We start from the raw sequence: 18655 nt of genomic DNA, 5'->3' as shown, positions 1-18655 counted from the left end.
ATTGATCCGCCAGGGAAAAGCCTGATGGCTTCCGCCAACTTGCAAAAGCGCCGGCTCACTGGTCGAACCCTGATGAAATTTTTTCACCCTTTCACCGGGCTTATGGCGCTCGGCCTGCTGCTGCTCTCGCTTGCGCCGGCCTCAGCACAGCTTTTCGAGACCAAGGCCGCGCAGGCCTTCATGATCGATGCCGACACCGGAACCGTGCTGTTTTCCAAGGACGCCGACAGCTTGATCCCGCCGGCCTCGCTGGCCAAGCTGATGACGATGGAAGTGGTCTTCGACGCCATCAAATCAGGGCGCATGACGCTCGATGACACCTTCGTGGTGAGCGAGAACGCCTGGCGCAAAGGCGGCGCTCCTTCGGGGACATCGACCATGTTCGCCAAGCTCAAGTCGACGATCAGGCTGGAAGACCTGATCCAGGGCGTGACCGTGCAGGCGGCCAATGACGGCTGTATCGTCATCGCTGAAGGGATGGCCGGGTCCGAGGCAAACTTCGCGGCGCAGATGACCGAGCGTGCCCGCCAGATCGGCTTGCAGAAATCGACCTTCGTCAATTCCACCGGTCTGCCGGCCGATGGGCAGCAAACGAGCGTTCGCGAACTCGCGCTTCTGGCGCTGCATATCTGGCGCAACTACCCGGATCTCTACCGCTATTACGGCCAGAAGGATTTTACCTGGAACAAGATTTCCCAGAGGAACCGCAATCCGCTGCTGGCCATGGATGTAGGCGCCGACGGGCTCGCGGTCGGCGCGAGCGAGCAATCCGGGTTCGGCATCGTCGGCTCGGTCAGCCACAATGGCACAAGGGTGATCGCGGCGATGAGCGGCCTGGCAAACGACCGTGAGCGTGCCGAGGAAGCGCGAAAGCTGCTCGACTGGGGCGTTCGCTCCTTCGAGAAGACTGAAATATTCGCCAAGGACGAAGTGGTTGGCGAAGCCCAGGTCTTTGGCGGCGCCAAGTCCGGTGTCGCGTTAAAGGCAAAAGGACCGGTGCAGATCTTCCTGCCGATCACCAACCGCGACAAGCTCACCGCCAGGATCGTCTATGACGGACCGGTTGCAGCGCCGGTGGAGGAGGGGCAGCCGGTCGGTGCGCTGCGCGTCTGGATCGGCGATACGCTGAGCCAGGAGACGCCGCTGTTTGCCGCCGAGTCGATCGGTGTCGGCTCGCTGCCGCAGCGCGCGCTCGATGCCGCCAAGGAACTGGCCGTCGGCTGGCTGCGTTAGCACCGTCGCGGTGGACCTTTTTTCCCGCCGGGACTATACGGTCCCCGAAGTATGGACAAAGGCTTTGGCGCGCGGATTTTTCATCACTTTTGAAGGCGGCGAAGGAGCAGGCAAGTCGACGCAGATCGAGCGACTGGCAAAGAAGATGCGCGCCAAGAAATACGATGTGCTGGTGACACGTGAGCCGGGTGGCTCGCCGGGCGCGGAGGCCGTCAGGCATGTCCTGCTTTCAGGCGCAGCCGAGCCGTTCGGCCCCAAGATGGAAGCGTTGCTTTTCGCCGCTGCGCGATCCGACCATGTCGAACAGGTCATCCGGCCGGCGGTCGAGCGCGGCTCAGTCGTGCTTTGCGATCGTTTCATGGATTCCTCGCGCGTCTACCAGGGCGTCACCGGCGGCCTCGACCCGGCATTCATGGACGCGTTGGAGAAGGTCGCCATCAACGGCATGGTGCCGGACATGACACTGATCTTCGACATCGACCCTGCCGAGGGCTTGAGGCGCGCTACCGCCCGGCGGGGCAGCACTGACGGACCGGACCGCTTCGAGAAGGAAACATTGGCCATCCACCAACGCCGGCGTGAGGCGTTTCTCGCGATCGCCGCAGCTGAACCCGAACGCTGCGTCGTCGTCGATGCGTCAGCCGACCTAGATGCGGTGGAGGATGTCGTTACCGCCACCGTCTTTGCGGCTCTCGAGAGGATGATGCCGGCGCAAAGAAGGCAGGCGGCGCCGGCATGATTTTCGAACGCATCGCGCCCGAACAGCACGACACGCTGGACGGGGTGCCAGAGCCATCCGAGACGCCACGTCTTGTCGGTCACCTGCAAGCGGCCAACATGCTGGCCACCGCTTACCGCTCGGGAAAGCTGCCGCACGCACTGATCTTTGCCGGACCGGTTGGCATCGGCAAGGCGACGCTGGCCTTTCACCTGGCGCATCATCTGTTGAAGCACCCGGCCTTCGAGCAGGCGCCGGAAAGCCTTGCCGTTCCAGATCCGGCTTCGTCACTGTTTCGTCAGATCGCCACCGGGGCACATCCTTCGGTGCTGCATCTTACACGCCCCGCCAACGACAAGACCAAGAGCTTCAAGACAGTGGTCACGGTCGACGAAATCCGCAAGGTCAGCCGTTTTCTGTCGTTGACCTCGCACGACGGCAGCTACCGGGTGGTTATCGTCGATCCCGCCGACGACATGAACACCAATGCTGCCAATGCCTTGCTGAAGAATCTTGAAGAGCCACCCGCGCGCACCTTGTTCATCCTCATCGTCCATGCGCCGGGCAGTCTGCTGCCGACGATCCGGTCGCGCTGCCAGATGGTGCGGTTGGCGCCGCTCGATGCCGAGAGCTTGATGACGATTCTGGAGGGCATCGAGCCGCCGCCACCGGAGGATCCTGCGGCGCGCGCGGCGCTGGCGCAGCGGGCAGGGGGCAGCGCGCGCAATGCGATCCTGTTGACGCAGTATGGCGGGCTTGAAATCGCCGCCACCCTCGACGCTCTGGTGATGTCCAAAAAGATAGATGTCGCAGGCGCCTACCGTCTTGCCGAGGCGGTCGCCGGCCGCGACCAGGCGATCCCGTTCGAGATATTCAATCGCCGCGCGCTTGATCTGCTGTCGGCCTGCGCCAGCCAGGCCGCGCTCGCCGGCGATCTCGCGCGGGCCAAAACGCTGTCGGATACTTGGCACGAGGCTTTGAACGCTATATCTGAAACCGAGACCTACAACCTCGACAAAAAGCAGCACGCCCTGACCATGATCGACCGCCTGAATTCTGCAATGCGAATGTGACGGCCGCTGGCGTGGCTTTTGAGCCCTGAGTATTGATTCCCAATCAATCGCAGGAACTTCGAAGCCACCACATTGGCGTCGGATGGCAATTGCCGTTTCGATGCGATATCTCACCGCGACATCTTTCATTCAGACATTCATGACGGCTCATCCATGGCACGCGAAAAATACTACGTCACGACGCCGATTTTCTATCCGAACGGCAAGCCGCATATCGGCCATGCCTACAATGTCATCGCCAGCGACACGCTGGCCCGCTTCCAGCGGCTCGATGGCAAGGACGTCTTCTTCGTCTCGGGAACCGACGAGCACGGTTTGAAGATGCAGCAGACGGCGGACGCCGAAGGCCTGACGCCGAAAGCGCTTGCCGATCGCAACTCGGCGATCTTTCGCTCGATGCTCGAAGCGACCGGTTGCTCGAACGATGTTTTCATCCGCACCACCGAGGAGCGTCATTACAAGGCCTGCCAGGCGATCTGGACGCGCATGGCGGAGAATGGCGACATCTACCTCGACCGCTACAGCGGCTGGTATTCGGTGCGGCAGGAAGCCTATTTCGACGAGGCCGAAACCAAGGTCGGTGACGACGGCGTGCGCCGCGAACCGCTCGGCTCGCCTGTCGAATGGACCGAGGAAGAGAGCTATTTCTTCCGCCTTTCCGCCTATCAGGACAGACTGCTCGCGCTCTACGAGAACAGCCCCGAATTCGTCGGACCGGCGGAGCGGCGCAATGAAATCATCAGCTTTGTCAAATCCGGCCTGAAGGATCTGTCGATCTCGCGCACCACATTCAAATGGGGCGTGCCGGTGCCCGGCGATGAGAAGCATGTGATGTATGTCTGGGTCGATGCCCTAACCAACTACATCACCGCCGCCGGTTATCCGGATCCGGCTAATGAGAGATGGTCTTTCTGGCCAGCAAACGTCCACGTCATCGGCAAGGACATCATCCGCTTCCACGCGGTCTACTGGCCGGCATTCCTGATGTCGGCCGGCATCGAATTGCCGAAGCGCGTGTTCGCACATGGTTTTCTGTTCAACCGTGGCGAGAAAATGTCGAAGTCGGTCGGCAATGTCGTCGACCCGTTCGCGATGATCGAGCACTACGGCCTCGACCAGGTGCGCTATTTCTTCATGCGCGAAGTGCCGTTCGGCCAGGACGGCAGCTACAGTCACGATGCCATCGTCAACCGCACCAATGCCGACCTCGCCAACGATCTCGGCAATCTGGCGCAGCGCTCGCTGTCGATGATCGCCAAGAACTGCGGCGGCGTGGTGCCTAAGCGCGGCGAATTGAGCGATGCCGACAAAGCGATCCTCGATCAGGCAGATACCGCCCTTGTCACGGCGCGCAGGACGATGGCCGACCAGGGCATCCACCTTGCTCTGGCGGCGATCTTTGGCGTAGTAGCCGAAGCCAACCGCTATTTCGCCGGGCAGGAGCCATGGGCGCTGAAGAAGACCGATCCGGCGCGCATGGAAACGGTGTTGTGGACGACCGCTGAGGCGATCCGGCGCATCGCGATCCTTTGCCAGCCCGTGGTCCCGACTTCGGCGGCGAAGCTGCTCGACCTGCTGGCGGTGCCGCCAGACAGCCGCGACTTCGCGCATGTCGCCGAGGCTCACGCGCTGGTTTCAGGCACGGCTCTGCCGGCGCCGGAACCGGTATTTCCACGTTATGTCGAGCAAACGGATACAAGCGCCTGATGCTGGTCGACAGTCACTGCCATCTCGACTTTCCGGACTTCGCCGAGGAGCGGGCGGCCATTGTCGCCCGCGCCCTTACGGCCGGCATCGGCCGAATGGTGACGATCTCGACGAGGGTGAAGCGATTTAGCCAAGTGCTTGAGATTGCCGAAACTTTCGATGAGGTCTATTGCTCGGTTGGCACCCATCCGCACAATGCGGCCGAAGAGCTTGATGTCACTGTCGATGATCTGGTGCGGCTCTCTGCTCATCGCAAAGTCGTGGCGATCGGCGAGGCTGGGCTCGACTATTTCTACGATCATGCGCCGCGCGATGCACAGGCGCAGGGCTTTCGCACCCACATCACTGCGGCGCGCGAGACCGGTCTGCCGCTGGTCATCCATTCGCGCGACGCCGACGATGACATGGCTGATATACTCGAAGAAGAAACAGGGAAGGGCGCCTTCCCCTTCATCCTGCACTGTTTTTCGTCCGGACGCAGGCTGGCCGAGATCGGTGTGGCGCTTGGCGGCTACGTTTCGTTTTCCGGCATCCTGACCTTCAAAAACTCCGCCGAGCTGCGCGCCGTCGCCGCCGATACGCCGCGCGACCGTCTGCTGGTTGAAACCGATGCGCCATATCTGGCGCCGATACCGTTCCGCGGCAAGCGCAATGAGCCCGCCTATGTCGCGCATACAGCCAAGGTGCTGGCCGAGACGATTGGCGTCGGCGAGGCCGAAATCGCTGATATCACCACGGATAATTTCTTCCGGCTGTTCAGGAAAATGCCGCGCCCGAGCGCGCCGGGCGCCTGACGCATGAGCGACCGGTTACGCCTTACCGTCCTCGGCTGCGGCTCATCGCCGGGCACGCCACGCATCACCGGCGACTGGGGCAATTGCGATCCCGCGAATCCCCGGAACCGGCGCACGCGCACCGCAGCGCTCGTCGAGCGAATCGCGGCGAGTGGCGCCCGAACCACGGTCGTCATCGACACCGGCCCGGATTTCCGTGAGCAGATGCTGCTGGCATCGGTCAAGCGCATCGATGCGGTGGTCTATACACATCCGCATGCCGACCATATCCACGGCATAGACGATTTGCGCGGCTTTGTGCTCGAGCAGCGCCACCGGATCGACATCCATGCCGATCAGGCCACCATGCTGCGCCTACGCGAGGCGTTCCGCTACTGTTTCGAAACACCGAAAGGCAGTTCGTATCCGCCGATCGTCAACGCCCATATCATCGACCACCACAGGCCGGTGGTGATCGAAGGCGAGGGCGGCGCCCTCACCCTCGAACCGCTGCTGCAGCTCCATGGCGACATCACCTCGCTGGGTTTCCGCATCGGCGGGCTGGCTTATTGCCCTGACGTCAGCGACTTTCCGGAGGCGACCGCCAAGCGTTTGCGCGGGCTGGACATGCTGGTTATCGACGCGCTGCAATACACCGTCCATCCGAGCCATCTGTCGCTTGGCCAGGCGCTTGGCTGGATCGGAAGACTGGCGCCGAAGAACGCGGTGCTGACGCATATGCATGTGCCGCTCGACTACGCCACGGTAATGGCCGAGACGCCTGATAACGTCGAGCCTGCTTATGACGGCATGACGATCGAAATCCCTTATGAATCAGCGTGAAGGACCAAGGTTTTACGGCTGGGGTTCCCGGGTTGGATCTCGCGAGGTGCTATCTTCACGCCACATCTAATCGGCCACGTCAGTTCCATAATCTATCTTATGCGACTAAAGCCTATAGCATCCGTTGGCGGTGAGATCAGACCGGTCACTCTTGGACATTCGCAACAGCGGGCATGCTAGGGTTGCGAATCATGAAGACACTCCCGCTGCTCGCAACTCTTGCCCTCACCCTCGCGTGCGCGCTCACTGGCGCGCGAGCGCAGGACTTTGATCGTGCTCCAGGCGAGAATGACCTGGCTTTCGCGAAACGTGTGGTTGGGTTCGCGGATAACGCCGATCCGCACACCACAGCCGTGAGCTGGAACGGCCTCCAGACACTCTTTGTCGATTACCAGACCGCTGAGGACTATCCGGAACGCCCGCTCGTCGCGCTGCAACGGCTAGCTGACAACAGGTATCGGGCAATCCAGGTCACGCTCGGTGAACAAGAGGGCGACACACCGGACATAGCGCTGGGCCTCGCCAACGCCGACCACGACCCGGCAAAAGAACTGATCGTGATACTTTCCTGGGCTCAGATGCACTACGATGTCGAAGGGACGCTGTACGAAGTTCGCATCTTCGATGACCCCAAGCCAGGCCAGAAGGCGCTGACTCAATTGAAAGCGAGCCGGAAGTTCGACGCCACATGCGACTGCCATTGGCGCGACGGCACAACGAAGCACTTCCGCTTCAAGACGATCGCGACGGTCAAGGCTGAACTGAAGCGCCTGGGCTATTAGCCGCCGGCGAGGGCTCGCTTCCCGGATGTTGCCCTCGCCGCCTCGCCTATGCTGACCCGCAATTGTCACCAGCGCCAGCACAGGCACGGGCTAGGTCGCTCGTCAGAACTCCATATCACCGAAATCCCCGCCATTATCGGAGCTGGAATCGCCTGCCTGATCGGCTTCGTCCGGCTGCGGCGTCGGCTGTTCAGCTGCCTTCGCTTCGCCGCCAAACATGCCGGCGATCGCGTTGCCGAGCAGCACGCCGCCCGCCACGCCCATCGCGGTCTGCGCGGCGCCGGCAAGAAAACCGCCGCCTGCCCGCTGTGGCGTGTCCTGTGGCCCTCCAGTTGCAACGGAAGCGGTGCGCCCTACCCGCGGAACCGAGCCTGAGCGCCTGCCGCCGCTGCGGCCGAAGAAGCCGCTGAGCGGTCCACCGCCGGCCGGCTGCTGCGCCTGCTCTTCCAGTTCTTCGATGCGTGCCTGAGCTGCGTTCAGGGCCTGCTCCTGCACCACGATCGTCTGGGCCATGTAATATGGCGCCCCAGGCTGCTGGGTGATCTGGTCCTGGATGAAGCGCTCTGCTTCGGCATCGCGCGGCGGCGCCTGGCGCTCGACGCTTGCCAATTTCTCGAAGAGCTGTCCGATCGCCTGTTGATCGTTTCTGTCCATAATGTCAACTCCGGTCTTGGTCCAACGCCGGCTATTCGCGCTCGCCGGTGAAGTTCAACAGCAGTTGGAAGATGTTGATGAAGTTCAGATAGAGCGAGAATGCACCGAAGACAGCGAGCTTCTGCTGTGATTCCGCACCGAAGTTTTCCGCATACTGCTCCTTGATAGTCTGGGTATCCCAGGCGGTGAGGCCGATGAAGACGGCGATGCCGATCACCGAGATCGCGAACTGGAGCGCGGTCGAGCCCAGGAAGATATTGACGATGCTGGCGATCACCACGCCGATCAGGCCCATGATCAGGAACGACGAGAACTGCGTCAGGTCGCGTTTGGTCGTGTAGCCGTAAAGGCTGGTCGCGCCGAACATGGTGGCGGCGATGAAGAAGGTGCGTGCGATGCTGGTGCCGGTAAAGACCAGGAACACGGAAGCCAGCGACAGCCCCATGACCGCGCAGAATGCCCAGAACATCGCCTGGGCGCCGGCCGCCGACATCGTCTGCATCCGAAACGAGAACAAGAGCACAAAGGCCAGCGGGGCAAGCATCACCACCCATTTCAGCTGGGTGGAGAAGATCGGCACGTAAAGGGCGGGCGTGGAAGCCACCAAGAACGCGATCACGCCCGTGACGACGAGGCCAAGGCCCATATAGTTATAAACGCGCAGCATGTGCCGGCGCAGACCTTCGTCGTAGACGGCTCCGGCTCGGGCTCCGGCCCCGATATATCCGAGATTGTTCATGTGGTTCTCCTTCTTGAAGGTCGATCAGTAGAGCGTTTTGGCGAGCGCTTCGGCCGTGCGATCGAGACCGCCGACATCGCTGCGTCCGACGACCGCGTAGGCGACCTCGCCGATCTGGAAATAGGCCGAGGAAACTTCGCCCGAGGGAACGACAGTCGGTTTGACGACGTCGAATGTTCCGGGCCGGATGGCGAACAGCGAGACCAGCCCCATCTCTTTTGTCTCGACGGCCATCTCGACGCTCGGGCCGAATTGCGATGGATAGATCTGCACGTCACGGACCGTCCAGTCCGCTGGCAGCGATGGCATCACGATCGCAGTCGCGGCGCGGATTTCATCGGCGTTGTAGCCGGGTGCCGCGGTTTGGGACGACATCGCCTCACGCATGAGTGTCGTGCGGTGCGCCCGCACCGCCTCTTCTACATAGGCGGGCGGATGGGTCGAAGCGACGACTTCCGTCACCGATATCGGCCCGATGAGCCCGTTCGCAAGCCAGCCGGCGGCGACGAAGACAGCGACCGCCGCCGCTCTCTGCAAAGCACCAAGGACGCGGCCGCGCGCCAATGCCCGTTCCAGCCGCCGTGCAGCATCGGCCGTCGCGGGCCGCGCCATGCCTTTCGATCCGGCAAGCGCCACACGCAATTCGTCACGCATCCGCAGGTCGGCCATCACCCGCGCGGCCGCTTCCGGGCGAGCCGAAAGGAACGCCTCGACCTCGATGCGACGAGCCACGTCCAGCTGATCGTCGACATAAGCGTCGAGATCGGTGTCGGTCACGGGATCGCGCAGTTGGTTCATCACCGACCTCCGACGATCTTCAGATGGCCTTTTGCGCGTGCCGGTGCCACGTCCTCCATCTCGCGCAGGGCCGCACGCGCCCTGCCGATGCGCGACATCAGCGTGCCCAACGGCACGCCGCTGATCTCGGCCGCCTCGCTATAGCTAAGCCCCTCGATGGCGACGAGATACAACGCCGAACGCTGCTCCTCCGGCAATTCGAAAAAAGCGTCGCGCACCTGCGCCAGACGGACCGAATGTTCCTGCGGAGCCTGGACATTCGCCTCGGCCAGATGGCCGGCCTGTTCGATGCGCATTGCTTCGGATTTGCGGGATCGCAAGCCGTCGATGAACGCGTTGTGGACGATCGACAGCAGCCATACGCGAAGATTTCCGCCGGAGCGGAAGCTGCCGCGTCGCTCGTAGGCACGCACCAGCGCATCATGCACCAGATCCTCTGCATCGGCGCTGTCGCGTGTCAGCGAGCGTGCATAGCGGCGCAGTGAACCGAGCTGTCCCAGAATATCGAAGCGTGGCATCGGCCGTTTCATGTCCTGTTTACGGAGCAGGTCGGCATTTTAATCCCGCCCTCCCCGAATTTTCTTGCGGCTCGCCGCGCTCGCGTTCTGGGAGATACCGCGCCTGCCTTCGCCCGGCAGATAGTATCGGCCGCCCTCGAGGCAGACCGACGCCGAGTTGGCGCATATGAAACTGCTGGCAAAGTATGGCCGGTTTGCGTATCACTCCGCCGCCAACGGAACCTTATCGATGTTCGAAAATCTCCAGCCCGCGCCTGCCGACAAGATCCTGGCCTTGATCGGCCTCTATCGCGCCGACCCGCGTGCCGACAAGGTCGATCTCGGGGTCGGCGTCTATAGGGATCGCGACGGCAAAACGCCGGTGATGCGCGCGGTGCGCGAAGCCGAAAAGCGGCTGCTGCAAGGCCAGGATACCAAGATCTATCTCGGCCTTGCCGGCGATACCGCCTTCAACGCGGCGATGGCCAGGTTGGTGTTCGGCCCAGCAGCCGACATGACGCGCATTCGTGCGGCGCAGGCGCCAGGCGGCTCCGGCGCGCTGCGGCTGGTAGCAGAGCTGCTGAAAAGGACCCGCACCGACGCGATGGTCTGGCTGTCGGATCCGACCTGGCCGAACCACATGCCGGTGATGCGCGCCGCTGGCCTGCAGACACGCGAATACCCCTATTTCGACGCTGCTTCTGGTGCGGTTCGCTTCGACGACATGCTGAATGCATTGAGAGCCGCGAATCCTGGCGACGTCGTATTGTTGCATGGTTGTTGCCATAACCCGACAGGCGCCAATCTAGACATCCCGCAATGGGCTGCCATTGCCGATCTTGTCGTTGAGCGCGGCCTGCTGCCCTTTGTCGACATCGCCTATCAGGGCTTTGGCGAGGGGCTTGATGCGGATGCCGCCGGCTTGCGCCTTCTGGCGGCGAAAGTTCCGGAAATGGTCGTTGCCTCGAGCTGCTCGAAGAACTTTGCCGTCTATCGCGACCGCGTCGGTGCAGCGCTGATCATGGCGAAAGACGGCGCGCAGGCGGATTTGGCGATGGGCCAGATGCTGTCGGCGGCACGCGCCATGTATTCGATGCCGCCGGACCACGGCGCGGCCGCGGTGCGCATCGTGCTTGAAGACCCCGCATTGCGTTCCGACTGGGAGGCAGAGCTTGAAGAGATGCGGCTGCGCATGCTGCGGCTGCGCGTCCAGTTCGCCGAGGCGCTGCGCCGGCAGTCCAACTCCGATCGTTTCGATTTCGTCGCCAGCCATCGCGGTATGTTTTCCCGGCTCGGCCTGTCGGAAGCGCAAGTCGAGCGGTTGCGCGCCGAGCATGCCATCTACATGGTCGGCGACAGCCGCATCAACGTTGCCGGCCTGCCCGAGGACGGCATGGATGCGCTCGCCAAGGCGATCGTCTCAGTGCTCGACTGATGCTTTTTGGTTGACCATGATCTTTCCGAAAACCAGCTTCCACTTTTCGCTGACGCAGTCGGTCCGTTCGGGATCATGGTCTGGCCGCCCATCTGTGGACAAGGCGCCCTCGCCGGCTGAAGCCGTTGGCCGCACAGCCGTGTGCAGGATAGCGTTCGCCTGATGAAACCCTCAAAAGACATTTCCCGGCTGATCGAGATAATGGCCGCGCTACGAGCACCGGAAACCGGCTGCCCGTGGGATATCGAGCAGGACTTTTCGACAATCGCGCCATACACGATCGAGGAAGCCTACGAAGTGGCGGACGCCATTGCGCGCGGCGACCTGGACGATCTGCGGGATGAACTCGGCGATCTCCTGCTGCAAGTGGTCTACCACGCGCAAATGGCCGAGGAGGCCGGTGAATTTTCATTCGGCGATGTGGTCCAGGCCATCACCACAAAAATGATCCGCCGCCACCCCCATGTCTTTGGCGACGACAAGGCGCGCAGCGCCGGCATGGCCAAGGGCATGTGGGAAAAGATCAAGGCAGAGGAAAAGGCTGAGAAACGCAGTGCGCGGCTCACCCGTGGGCTCGACCCGGAAGACCATGGCAAAGGCTTTCTCGACAGCGTGCCGGTCGCCCTGCCCGCGCTTACCCGGGCGCTGAAGCTGCAGGAAAAGGCCGCCCGCGTCGGCTTCGACTGGAGCGAGGCGGCGCCGATCCTCGACAAGATCGAGGAGGAGATCGGCGAACTACGCGAGGCGTTGGCCAAAGGCGACACTGCGCCGATCAAGGACGAGTTCGGCGATATGCTGTTTGCGGTCGTCAATCTCGGCCGGCACCTCAAAATTGATTCCGAAGCGGCACTCGGCGGCACCAACGAAAAATTCCGGTCGCGCTTCCACTATGTCGAGCGGACGCTGCAAGCGTCGGGAAATAGCCTCGAAGAGGCGACGCTGGACGAGATGGAAGCGCTCTGGCAGCAGGCAAAGAGCGCGAAGTAAACGCCCCTACCCGTTGTTTTGACGGCGCAATCGGCTTTCAATCTCTTGCCGAGCGCTGTGCGTGGCCTTGAGCGCGATGGTCACGCTGCCATCCTCATTGTCATCACGCGAGACGATGTCGCCGTTGCGGTAAAGCCAGTCGACGACGGCGAGTTGGTCGGGCTTGAGCGTGACGGTGAACGTCTCCAGTTCGCCCGACATCATCGTCTCGATGATCGCCTTCAGCGCATCGATGCCCTCCCCGGTTACCGCCGATATGGCGATCGGCGGTGCCTTCTTGCCGTCGGCACCATCGGCAAGCAGCCGCGCCCGGTTGCCCTCGTCGAGCCGGTCGATCTTGTTCCATACTTCGATGACGCGCTTGTTATCGCCGGCATCGACGCCGAGATCGGCAAGGATGCGCTCGACATCTTCGGCCTGCGCGGCCGTATCGGGATCGGAGATGTCGCGCAGATGAATGATGAGGTCTGCCTCGACCACTTCCTCCAGCGTCGCCCTGAAGGCCGCGACCAGATGCGTTGGCAGGTCGGAAATGAAGCCGACCGTATCGGAAAGGATGATCGGCGTGCCGTGCGGCAGGCGCACGCGGCGCAGCGTCGGGTCGAGCGTGGCAAACAGCATGTCTTCCGCCAGCACCCCTGCTCCGGTCAGCCGGTTGAACAGCGTCGACTTGCCGGCATTAGTGTAGCCGACGATCGCCACCACCGGAAATGGCACCTTCTTGCGCTTGGCGCGGTGTAGGTCGCGGGTGCGGCGCACGGTTTCGAGCTCGTGCTTCAGCTTGGTGATCTTGTCCTGCAGCACACGCCGATCCGACTCGATCTGGGTCTCGCCAGGGCCGCCGAGAAAGCCGGCGCCGCCGCGCTGGCGCTCGAGGTGGGTCCAGCTCCGCACAAGGCGGCCCTTCTGGTAGTTGAGATGGGCAAGGTCGACCTGCAGCGTGCCTTCCTTGGTGCGGGCGCGCTCGCCGAAAATCTCCAGGATCAGCCCGGTGCGGTCGAGCACTTTGGCGTTCAACTCTTTTTCGAGGTTGCGCTGCTGTACCGGGGTCAGCGGATGATCGACAATGACCACTTCCGCGTGGCCCTCTTTGACGATCTCGGCGAACTCCGCGACCTTGCCGCTGCCGAGCAAGGTCGCCGGGCGTGGATCGTTGACGGTCACCACCGCCGTGTGGACCAGGTCAAGGTCGATGGCGCTGGCGAGGCCGACCGCCTCGTCGCGACGGGCCTCGGCAGAACGGGTTAGGCGCGGGCGATTGGTATCGTCGTCGCCACGCGGCTGCCGGGTAAGCACCGGCACGATGACCACCGCCCGGGTCGGACCGTTGGCCTCTGTCCCGGTCTGATGTACTGGTTTTCCGCGAACGCTGCGGTCCGCGTCTTTCTCACGTGTCAATCAGGCGCCCTGGCTTTCCTCACCATCGAACATCTGAACCGGCTGGCTCGGCATGATCGTGGAAATAGCGTGCTTGTAGACAAGCTGGGAATGGCCGTCGCGACGCAACAGAACGCAGAAATTGTCGAACGAAGTGACCACGCCGGTCAGCTTCACGCCGTTGATGAGAAAGATGGTGAGTGGGTTTTTGCTCTTGCGAACTGAATTCAGGAACAGGTCCTGAAGATTTTGCGATCGTTCCGCCATTGTTCTTGTCTTTCGCCGATCCCCTTCGGTTTGCAGGCCAATGCGCCAAATTAGCCGGCACATGTCAAGCACGCAAACACCATCTTGCCGTCAGTTACGACAAGCAGAACGAGATATATTGATGTTCATTCCATCTGTGCGGTTATCAGGCTGGACTTTTTTCCGCAACGTCAAAAAAGGCCTGCCGTAATGAAACTGTTATCGAGCCCGGGTGGCCGTTGGCGACGGCAGCGCCATCAATCGCTACCACCGGCATGGCAATCGTGGTCGCGGAGCTGATGAAAACCTCGCGTGCGGCCTTGGCCTCGGCAACCGAAAAGCCGCGCTCCTCGATCTTCAGGCCCAGCTTGGCGGCGACATCGAACAGCGTCGTGCGGGTGATGCCGCGCAGGATGCCGTGCTCGGCGGGGCGCGTCACCAGCACGCCGTCCCTGGTGATGATCCAGGCGTTCGACGATCCACCTTCCTTGACGGTGCCGTCGACATCGACGAACCAGGCCTCCTGAGCGCCGGCTTCCTTGGCTTTCTGTTTGGCCAGCACGTTCGGCAACAGGCCGACCGACTTGATATCCACCCGATCCCACCGGTTCTCCGGCACCGTGATGACCCGGATCCCGCTCTCGGCCCGCTTCGCGGCGGCTGCAGGATCGGCTTTTTTGGCGGTCACCACCAGCGACGGCTTCGTGCCCGCCGGCGGGAAGAAAAACTCGCGGCTGGCGACACCGCGCGTCACCTGGACATAGACCAGGCCGTCGACGACATGGTTGCGGCGCACCACCTCGCGCACGACGAGCGGCAGCACGCCGCGCGTGATCGGCCAATCGATCGAGAGTTCGGTAAGCGAGCGGTTCAATCGGGCGAGATGGCGCGGCATGTCGACGATGAAGCCTCGTGCCACCTCGCAGACCTCGTAGACGCCGTCGGCGAATTGATAGCCACGGTCCTCAATATGCACGGAAGCTTCGGCGTGAGCGACATAGCGCCCGTTCACATAGGCAATGCGCGGCATGGCTAATCCCTGGAAGAAGTCCCAGCTTTCTTATGTGATTCCAACACGGCCGTAACCGATAATTGCGTGGGCCACGACTGGTTTGGCGTCAGACGCCCAGCGACTTCAGCTTGCGGTGCAATGCAGAGCGTTCCATGCCGATAAACTCTGCCGTCTTCGAGATGTTGCCGCCAAAACGGTTGATCTGGGCGATCAGATAATCCTTTTCGAATTGTTCGCGTGCTTCACGCAGCGGCAGCGCCATTATGTGCTGATCGGACTTGTTTGGAGTGCGCGGCATCACGTCGCCGATCTCGGCAGGCAAGAGGTCAGCGGTGATCGGCGCATCGACATTGTCGCCGCGCGCCAGGATCATCAGACGCTCGACATTGTTTCGCAACTGCCGAACGTTGCCCGGCCAGTTGTGCGCCTGTAGCACCGCCAGCGCGTCGTCGCCGATGCGGCGCGGCTTGATGCCGGCCTGGCGAGCGATCTGCTTCATGAAATTGTCGACCAGATAAGGAATGTCTTCGCGACGCTCGGCCAGTCCCGGCACCATGACCGGAACCACGGCCAGGCGGTGATAAAGGTCCTCGCGGAAACGGCCGTCGGCGATCATGGCTTCCAGGTTCTGCGAGGTCGACGAGATGATGCGCACGTCGACCTTGACCCGCTTGGTGCCCCCTACCCGCTCGAACTGCTGTTCGACTAGCACGCGCAGGATCTTGTTCTGCGTCTCGCGCGGCATGTCGGCCACTTCATCGATGTAGAGAATGCCGCGATGGGCCTCCTCCAGCGCACCGACCTTGCGTTCGACGCCGTTCGATTCGGTGCCGAACAGCTCGATCTCCATACGCTCGGGCGTGATGTTGGCGGCGCTCAGCGTTACAAACGGTGCACTCTTGCGCGCCGAGAGCGCGTGGATGGCGCGCGCCGCCAGTTCCTTGCCCGAGCCGGAGGGGCCAATGATCATGACGCGGCTGTTGGTCGGCGCGACGCGCTCGATGGTCTGGCGCAATTGGCTCATTGCCGATGACATGCCGATGAGGTCGAAAGTCTCGCCGCTGCGCAGCTTGAGGTCCGAAACCTCGCGTCTCAATTTGGAGGTTTCGAGCGCCCGTTCGGCAATGAGGATCAGCCTGTCGGCCTTGAATGGCTTTTCGATGAAATCATAGGCGCCGCGGCGGATGGCCGAGACTGCCGTTTCGATATTGCCGTGGCCCGAGATCATCACCACCGGCAGGTTCGGGTGCATCGTCTTGATCTCGTCCAGCAAAGCCAGGCCATCGAGCCGCGAGCCCTGCAGCCAGATGTCGAGGAAGATCAGTCTGGGTGCCCGGTCGGCGACCGCCGCCAGCGCGCTGTCGGCATCAAACGCCGTGCGTGTTTCGTGACCTTCGTCGCTCAGGATACCGGCGACGAGTTCGCGGATGTCTTCCTCGTCATCGACGATAAGAATATCAGAAGCCATTACCGACCTTTTCAGTTTCTTTTTCGTGTTCCGTCTTGCCCTCGCCGCGTATCGGAACGGTGGCGGCAACCGGCAGGATGATGCTGATCATTGCACCCCGCCCATCGTGGAAGTCCGCTGGTGCATCGTGCAATTCGAGTCGCCCGCCATGGTCCTCCACGATCTTCTTGACGATAGCGAGGCCAAGCCCGGTGCCTTTCTCGCGTGTCGTCATGTAAGGCTCGAGCAAGCGCTGCCGGTTCTCGCGCGGCAAGCCCCTGCCGTTGTCGATGACGTCGATTCGAATCGCGCCATTCTGACGCCCGGCTTGAATCCGGATTATGCCGTGCGGACGATCCTCTGCATCAAGTCCGTCGATCGCTTCGGCAGCATTCTTGATGACGTTGCCGAAAGCTTGCGCCATCAGCCGGCTGTCGAACGTGCCTTTGAGCGGCTCGCTGCCGAAGACGCGCTCGAAGGTGATGTCAGCCCGGCTCACTTCGACCAGGAACGAGGCTTCGCGCAACGAATCGCGCAGGTCGATGGCCTTCATTTCCGGTTTCGGCATGCGGGCGAACGCCGAGAACTCGTCGACCATGCGTCCGATGTCCTCCACTTGCCGGATGATGGTGTCGGTGCATTGATCGAAAACCTCACGGTCCTCGGTGATGACCTTGCCGTAACGGCGCTTGATGCGCTCGGCCGAAAGCTGGATAGGCGTCAGCGGGTTCTTGATCTCGTGGGCAATGCGCCGCGCCACGTCGGCCCATGCGGAGGAACGCTGTGCCTGGACCAGATCGGTAATGTCGTCGACCGTCACGACGTAGGATTTATCCTCCGAACCGTCGTCGCCGGCTTCGATGGTGATCTGCACGTTGAAGGTCCGTTCAGTGCCCGCACGATAGAAGGTGACCTGTTCGCGATAGACCGGCTTGCCCGACTTGCGGCCGATCTCGAAGACGCGCCCGACATGCGGCAGCACGGCGGAAAGGTTCTGCCCAAGCGCTGCCGTGGCGGATATGGCCAGCATCGTTTCGGCCGAACGGTTGACAATAGTGACGATGCCATATGGATCGACGCCGATGACCCCGGCGGTGACGCCGGCAAGCACCGCCTCCGAAAAGCGCCGCCGTTCATCGATCAGATCCTTGGCCGACAGGATCTCGTTGCGCTGCGATTTCAACTCCATCAGCATCTTGTTGAATGTGTCGCCGAGCGAGGCGACATCGCCATCGGAGGGGCGGACAGGCACGGCTACGTCGAGATTGCCGGTAGCGACCTCATCGGCCGCGCCGATGAGCTGACGAATCGGCCGCACCAGGCGGTCGGCCACCGCAATGCCAGTCCAGATGGCGGACAGGATGATGATCAGCGTCAGCGACAGATAGGGAAGCGCGAAAGCCACTTGCGAGGTGCGGCGATTGTCTTCGAGACCGCGATATTCGGCGGTGTTGGATTTGACGATCTGCCGTGCCTTGATCACCTCGGGATCGACGAGGCGGATGGTGTAGAGATAGAGCCCGTCGATCTCGCGCAGCTTGACGATGGCACCCATGATATTGCGGGTGCGCGGCTCTATCAGCACCGGCTTGCCGTCGGCAGCGCTTGCCACGGCGCCCTCAGGCGGCTCCGGCATAGCAAAGTCCGCGTCGGTCTTGGCGCTCATGACGAAGGAACCATCGGGCTTGATGAGTGCTGCGTGCGCCAGCGAGCGTCCCACCGCCTCCTTGTTCATGAGGTCAAGGAAACCTGTGCGATCGAGGCCGTAGAGCGTGCGCGAAGCGTCGAGGTCGTAAGCCATCGACAACGTCGTGCCCTGAAGATTTCGTGCGTTTTCCTGCACATAGGCGTCGGCAATCGACAACGACGAATTGACGATCGTCTTGGTGCGGATCTCGAACCAGCGGTCGAGGCCGATGTCGAGCGTGATCGACGCGATGATCGCAACCATGATCGCGGGGATGGCGGCGACCAGCGCAAACATCGCCACGATGCGCACATGTAGGCGCGACGCAGCCTTGCCGTGCCGTCGTGCCATCAGGATACGATGCACCTCGCGGCCGACCAGCAAGATCAGAAACAGCACGAACGCCGCATTAAGCGCAATCAGCGCCAGCGTCGTCCTTGCGTCGGGCGTGATCGGCGTCGCGCCAACCAGAATGGCGAAGGAGATCGCCGCCGTCACCAGCGCACCGGCAACGGCGATCACACCGGGCAGCGCAAGCAGCCGGCGACCGTCTCGCGCGCCGGTGTTGCTGAAAAGCGGTTTGCTCAGTGTCGGTGCGTGCAGGGCCATGTCGCCGTCTAGAGCCAGTGATTGCGTCGGATGTATGC

At 62.2% G+C, this 18655-nt stretch carries 18 protein-coding genes; 9 read left to right on the top strand and 9 right to left on the bottom strand.

Annotation, left to right across the window (positions count from 1 at the left end; all coding sequences use genetic code 11):
- Positions 1-102: 102 nt before the first annotated feature.
- The 7 genes from NKH21_RS21975 (at position 103) to NKH21_RS21945 (ending at position 7129) form a co-directional block, all read left to right on the top strand.
- Positions 103-1233: a D-alanyl-D-alanine carboxypeptidase family protein gene (locus NKH21_RS21975; protein WP_352666878.1), complete on the top strand. Its 1131-nt coding sequence runs from the start codon at positions 103-105 to the stop codon at positions 1231-1233.
- A gap of 64 nt (positions 1234-1297) precedes the next feature.
- The gene (gene tmk, locus NKH21_RS21970; RefSeq protein ID WP_352666770.1) at positions 1298-1972 is read left to right on the top strand and encodes a dTMP kinase; all 675 of its coding nucleotides are present in this window, start codon (positions 1298-1300) and stop codon (positions 1970-1972) included.
- Positions 1969-3024: a DNA polymerase III subunit delta' gene (locus NKH21_RS21965; RefSeq protein ID WP_352666773.1), complete on the top strand. Its 1056-nt coding sequence runs from the start codon at positions 1969-1971 to the stop codon at positions 3022-3024. The genes tmk and NKH21_RS21965 overlap by 4 nt, the downstream gene beginning before the upstream one ends.
- A 120-nt stretch (positions 3025-3144) precedes the next feature.
- Positions 3145-4731, top strand: a complete 1587-nt coding sequence (metG, locus tag NKH21_RS21960) for a methionine--tRNA ligase (protein WP_352666881.1) — start codon at positions 3145-3147, stop codon at positions 4729-4731.
- Positions 4731-5525, top strand: a complete 795-nt coding sequence (locus tag NKH21_RS21955) for a TatD family hydrolase (RefSeq protein ID WP_352666776.1) — start codon at positions 4731-4733, stop codon at positions 5523-5525. The genes metG and NKH21_RS21955 overlap by 1 nt, the downstream gene beginning before the upstream one ends.
- A gap of 3 nt (positions 5526-5528) precedes the next feature.
- Positions 5529-6347: an MBL fold metallo-hydrolase gene (locus tag NKH21_RS21950; RefSeq protein ID WP_352666778.1), complete on the top strand. Its 819-nt coding sequence runs from the start codon at positions 5529-5531 to the stop codon at positions 6345-6347.
- Between the two features lie 191 nt (positions 6348-6538).
- On the top strand, positions 6539-7129 hold the full coding sequence (locus tag NKH21_RS21945; protein WP_352867513.1) for a hypothetical protein: 591 nt from the start codon (positions 6539-6541) through the stop codon (positions 7127-7129).
- Positions 7130-7231: 102 nt separating this feature from the next.
- On the opposite strand, the gene NKH21_RS21940 is transcribed toward NKH21_RS21945, so the two are convergent.
- The 4 genes from NKH21_RS21940 to NKH21_RS21925 are packed head-to-tail and all read right to left on the bottom strand — an operon-like array spanning position 7232 to position 9850.
- A complete protein-coding gene (locus NKH21_RS21940; RefSeq protein ID WP_352666783.1) occupies positions 7232-7783 on the bottom strand; it encodes a DUF2076 domain-containing protein in 552 nt (183 codons plus the stop codon).
- 31 nt (positions 7784-7814) lie between these two features.
- A complete protein-coding gene (locus tag NKH21_RS21935) occupies positions 7815-8522 on the bottom strand; it encodes a Bax inhibitor-1/YccA family protein (RefSeq protein ID WP_352867511.1) in 708 nt (235 codons plus the stop codon).
- 24 nt (positions 8523-8546) lie between these two features.
- Positions 8547-9320 carry an anti-sigma factor family protein gene (locus NKH21_RS21930; RefSeq protein ID WP_352666789.1) on the bottom strand — a complete coding sequence of 258 codons (774 nt, stop codon included), beginning with the start codon at positions 9318-9320 and terminating at the stop codon, positions 8547-8549.
- On the bottom strand, positions 9320-9850 hold the full coding sequence (locus tag NKH21_RS21925; RefSeq protein WP_502903421.1) for a sigma-70 family RNA polymerase sigma factor: 531 nt from the start codon (positions 9848-9850) through the stop codon (positions 9320-9322). Before NKH21_RS21925 ends, NKH21_RS21930 begins: the two co-directional genes overlap by 1 nt.
- Before the next feature lie 217 nt (positions 9851-10067).
- Between NKH21_RS21925 and NKH21_RS21920 the strand changes: the two genes are divergently transcribed.
- A complete protein-coding gene (locus NKH21_RS21920) occupies positions 10068-11252 on the top strand; it encodes an amino acid aminotransferase (RefSeq protein ID WP_352666794.1) in 1185 nt (394 codons plus the stop codon).
- 162 nt (positions 11253-11414) lie between these two features.
- On the top strand, positions 11415-12239 hold the full coding sequence (gene mazG / locus NKH21_RS21915) for a nucleoside triphosphate pyrophosphohydrolase (RefSeq protein ID WP_352666797.1): 825 nt from the start codon (positions 11415-11417) through the stop codon (positions 12237-12239).
- A gap of 6 nt (positions 12240-12245) precedes the next feature.
- Here mazG and hflX read toward each other — a convergent pair whose 3' ends face one another.
- The 5 genes from hflX to NKH21_RS21890 form a co-directional block, all read right to left on the bottom strand.
- A complete protein-coding gene (hflX, locus tag NKH21_RS21910; protein ID WP_352867508.1) occupies positions 12246-13637 on the bottom strand; it encodes a GTPase HflX in 1392 nt (463 codons plus the stop codon).
- Positions 13638-13883: an RNA chaperone Hfq gene (gene hfq / locus NKH21_RS21905; protein WP_006202172.1), complete on the bottom strand. Its 246-nt coding sequence runs from the start codon at positions 13881-13883 to the stop codon at positions 13638-13640.
- Positions 13884-14028: 145 nt separating this feature from the next.
- Positions 14029-14892, bottom strand: a complete 864-nt coding sequence (locus NKH21_RS21900; RefSeq protein ID WP_352666800.1) for a D-amino-acid transaminase — start codon at positions 14890-14892, stop codon at positions 14029-14031.
- Positions 14893-14980: 88 nt separating this feature from the next.
- The gene (gene ntrX, locus NKH21_RS21895) at positions 14981-16342 is read right to left on the bottom strand and encodes a nitrogen assimilation response regulator NtrX (protein ID WP_352491356.1); all 1362 of its coding nucleotides are present in this window, start codon (positions 16340-16342) and stop codon (positions 14981-14983) included.
- Positions 16332-18617, bottom strand: a complete 2286-nt coding sequence (locus NKH21_RS21890) for a sensor histidine kinase NtrY-like (protein WP_352666802.1) — start codon at positions 18615-18617, stop codon at positions 16332-16334. Before NKH21_RS21890 ends, ntrX begins: the two co-directional genes overlap by 11 nt.
- Positions 18618-18655: the final 38 nt, after the last annotated feature.

Origin of the sequence: Mesorhizobium sp. M1329 (assembly GCF_040318035.1) — a bacterium.
GTDB lineage: Bacteria > Pseudomonadota > Alphaproteobacteria > Rhizobiales > Rhizobiaceae > Mesorhizobium.
Note: the sequence above shows the minus strand (reverse complement) of the source record. Positions and strands in the feature narration are given on the sequence as shown.

What these genes read in the sequence shown, in the direction of transcription:
- NKH21_RS21975 (WP_352666878.1), top strand. Translation starts at nt 103, where the DNA reads ATGGCGCTCGGCCTGCTGCTGCTCTCGCTTGCGCCGGCCTCAGCACAG.
- NKH21_RS21965 (WP_352666773.1), top strand. Translation starts at nt 1,969, where the DNA reads ATGATTTTCGAACGCATCGCGCCCGAACAGCACGACACGCTGGACGGG.
- NKH21_RS21955 (WP_352666776.1), top strand. Translation starts at nt 4,731, where the DNA reads ATGCTGGTCGACAGTCACTGCCATCTCGACTTTCCGGACTTCGCCGAG.
- NKH21_RS21950 (WP_352666778.1), top strand. Translation starts at nt 5,529, where the DNA reads ATGAGCGACCGGTTACGCCTTACCGTCCTCGGCTGCGGCTCATCGCCG.
- NKH21_RS21945 (WP_352867513.1), top strand. Translation starts at nt 6,539, where the DNA reads ATGAAGACACTCCCGCTGCTCGCAACTCTTGCCCTCACCCTCGCGTGC.
- NKH21_RS21940 (WP_352666783.1), bottom strand. Translation starts at nt 7,783, where the DNA reads ATGGACAGAAACGATCAACAGGCGATCGGACAGCTCTTCGAGAAATTG.
- NKH21_RS21935 (WP_352867511.1), bottom strand. Translation starts at nt 8,522, where the DNA reads ATGAACAATCTCGGATATATCGGGGCCGGAGCCCGAGCCGGAGCCGTC.
- NKH21_RS21930 (WP_352666789.1), bottom strand. Translation starts at nt 9,320, where the DNA reads ATGAACCAACTGCGCGATCCCGTGACCGACACCGATCTCGACGCTTAT.
- NKH21_RS21925 (WP_502903421.1), bottom strand. Translation starts at nt 9,850, where the DNA reads ATGAAACGGCCGATGCCACGCTTCGATATTCTGGGACAGCTCGGTTCA.
- NKH21_RS21920 (WP_352666794.1), top strand. Translation starts at nt 10,068, where the DNA reads ATGTTCGAAAATCTCCAGCCCGCGCCTGCCGACAAGATCCTGGCCTTG.
- mazG (WP_352666797.1), top strand. Translation starts at nt 11,415, where the DNA reads ATGAAACCCTCAAAAGACATTTCCCGGCTGATCGAGATAATGGCCGCG.
- hfq (WP_006202172.1), bottom strand. Translation starts at nt 13,883, where the DNA reads ATGGCGGAACGATCGCAAAATCTTCAGGACCTGTTCCTGAATTCAGTT.
- NKH21_RS21900 (WP_352666800.1), bottom strand. Translation starts at nt 14,892, where the DNA reads ATGCCGCGCATTGCCTATGTGAACGGGCGCTATGTCGCTCACGCCGAA.
- ntrX (WP_352491356.1), bottom strand. Translation starts at nt 16,342, where the DNA reads ATGGCTTCTGATATTCTTATCGTCGATGACGAGGAAGACATCCGCGAA.
- NKH21_RS21890 (WP_352666802.1), bottom strand. Translation starts at nt 18,617, where the DNA reads ATGGCCCTGCACGCACCGACACTGAGCAAACCGCTTTTCAGCAACACC.